We start from the raw sequence: 2,797 nt of genomic DNA, 5'->3' as shown, positions 1-2,797 counted from the left end.
GCGGCTGATCGTCGCCGCCGGCGCTTCCCTCGCCGCGCTCGGCGCGTTCTCCGCCGCGCCCTCCGCCGCCCACGCCGCCCCGTCCCCCGCGCTGCCACCACCGCTGCACGGTCCCGACCGGTCCGCCGGCGAGCACCGCCTCGGCGAGCACCACCTCACCGTCACCGTCCGGAACGCGGGCGGCGGCGCGGACGGGACCTTCGAGCTGGACTGCCACCCGAGCCGGGGCAGCCACCCCGACCCGGCCGGTGCCTGCCGGGCGCTCGACCGCAACACCCTGTGGGGCCGCGACGTCTTCGGGCCCGCCGCCGGGGGCGCCGTCTGCACCATGCAGTACGGCGGCACCGCGACCGCCCGGGTCACCGGCACCTGGGCCGGACGCCCCGTCGACGCCGCGTTCGACCGCAGCAACGGCTGCGAGATCGACCGCTGGGACCGGCTGGTCCCGTTGCTGCCCGCCGTGAGCGAGGAGCGAGGACGCGGTGTAAACGTCCTGCGCAGGTGACGAGAAGGGCGCGTGGGCGCGGACGTCCGCGGTCATGCGCTCCTTGCAGCGGGGGTGCCCGGCGGGCTTCACCGCGTGGTGCGACCTCTCTTCGATCCCGCGTCGCGAGGGCAACCCCAGCCCTTAGACTCCCTCGCGTGACACGCCGCGGGCCGGTTGGCAAGATGGCCGGAGCGGTCGGCAAGGTGCGGTAACAGGGAGGAAGCGTCTCGTGAGCAGCAGGCCACCCCGAGGCGCTGCTCGCCTCGCAGCCATACTCGACGCGCTGCCCGACGCGTTGGTCCTGGTCAACGCCAACGGAACCGTCGTCAACGCCAACGCCATCGCCCTGGAGGCCTTCGAGACGCCGGGCACGGCCCTGGTCGGGCGCGGGCTGCTCGACCTGCTGCCGGAGTTCGACTCCAAGCTCATCCCCGGCTCCATGCGGCGGCCCGACCACATGGACCCGCGCGGGCGGACCAAGCCGACCCGGATGACGGCCCGCCGCACCGACGGCACCGAGTTCCCGGTCGAGGTCACGTCCGCGAATCTGGAGAGCGGCCAGCAGGCCTACGACAGCTACGGCTACACCGGCGACGAGCTGCTGATGCTCGTCGTCCGCGACCTGTCCGGCACCGTCGACACCGAGGCCGAGCTGGCCCGCTCGCAGCGGCAGACGGAGATGATCCTGCGGGCCGCGGGGGAGGGCGTCGTCGGCACCGACACCGACGGCCGGATCGTCCTGGTCAACCCGGCCGCCGCGCAGATCCTGGGCTACCGGGCCAGCGACCTCGGCGGCAAGGAACTCCACAACCTCTTCCTGCACTCGCGCGCCGACGGCTCCCCCTTCCCCTACGACGAGTCCCCGCTCGCCGACACCCTGCGCTCCGGGCGCAAACACCGGGTGCGCGGCCAGGTGCTGTGGTCCAAGAGCGGCGACAAGGTGCCCGTCGACCTGACGACCGCGCCGGTGCGCGACGGCGACCAGCTGGTCGGCGCGGTGATGACGTTCCTCGACCGGCGGCCGTACGACGCGGTGGTCGAGGAGAAGGAGGCGGCCGAGCAGCGGCACGCGGAGGAGCTGGAGCGACTCGCCGAGGAGCACGCCTCCGACCTGACCGCGCTGCGCCAGCGGCACGTCACCGAGCTGGAGGAGCTGCGGGAGCGGCACGCGGAGGAGCTGGCCGCGGGCGAGGACCGGTACGCCGCGCTCGCCGAGCGGGAGAAGGACCGCTACGAGGCCCTGGCCGGGCGGTACGAGCAGCTGCTCACCCTGCTGGGCACGTCCCTGCGCGGCCCCCTCGACGAACTGCGCCGCGAGCTGTCCGCGCTGGCCGCGGACGACGCCGGCCAGCTGTGGCCCGAGGCCAACCAGGTCCTCCACCACCTGTCCGCCGGGTACTCCCGCATCACCACGCTGATCGACAACGTCCTCGGCTACCAGCGCCTCGACTCGGGCAGCGACGAGATCACCCGGACGAAGGTGATGCTGGACTCCGTGGTCGCCACCGGTGTCGACGGGGCCGTCGAGCTGATCGGGCCGGGCCGGGTGCAGTTCGCCGTGCACGCGCCGCCCATCGAGGCCGAGGTCGACGCGACGCTGCTGGCGACCGCGCTCGCGCATCTCGTCGCCGATGTCGCCGGGGTCGACGCGACCGGGAACTCCCCGGTGTCCGCCGGCGGCTACCTGGACAACACCGTGGTGGTGGCGGCGGCACAGCGGGGCGAGGTCGTACGCATCGAGGTGCGCGGGCCGTACTCCGGGGGCGACCCGGTGCACGAGCCGATCGTGCGCGGAATCGTGCGGGCGCACGGCGGTGTGCTCCAGACGCACGAGGTGCCGGGCATGAGCGGCAGCGCCTACGTGCTCGAAGTGCCCATCGGCGGGGGCGCGGGCGCCGTGTCCGCGCCCGCCGCCCCCGAGGGCGACGCGGTCCCGGCCGCCGAACGGACCTCCGGCGGCGGACGGCGACGGGCCCGCCGGGCCTCCACGGACGCCTTCCTGGACGCCGACCTGCCGGGCACGGCGGACGGCGGTCCCGAGGCCGATCCGGAGCAGCCCGCCCCGGCGCCGACCGGCCGGCGGCGCAGGCGTGCTGCGGCCGAGGAAGCCGGGCGGCCCGCGCCGCGTCCTCGGCGGCCCGGCCACGCCGACGGGGTGGCCGAGGGCGCCGTCGTCACCGCCGACGAGCACGCCGCGGGCAGCGCGGGCGGCAGGGCGTGCTGCTCCTCGGGGCCGCGGTGGGCGCGCCGGCCATCGGACGCGGGGACGCCCTGCGGCAGAACGGTCCCGCCCAGGCCGGTGCCCGCGGC

The 2,797-nt window shown here is 75.6% G+C and carries 2 protein-coding genes; both read left to right on the top strand.

Features of this window, described 5'->3' with window-relative positions; all coding sequences use genetic code 11:
* The coding region (locus tag CCN42_RS21920) for an SSI family serine proteinase inhibitor (RefSeq protein ID WP_245877407.1) at positions 1 to 505 on the top strand (505 nt) is incomplete at its 5' end.
* Positions 506 to 716: 211 nt separating this feature from the next.
* Positions 717 to 2,797 (top strand): PAS domain-containing protein (locus CCN42_RS21915; protein WP_143661981.1); only part of this gene is annotated, 2,081 nt, incomplete at its 3' end.

Origin of the sequence: Streptomyces glaucescens, assembly GCF_002154375.1 — a bacterium.
GTDB classification, from domain to species: domain Bacteria; phylum Actinomycetota; class Actinomycetes; order Streptomycetales; family Streptomycetaceae; genus Streptomyces; species Streptomyces glaucescens.
This window is presented reverse-complemented; position numbering and strand designations above follow the sequence as displayed.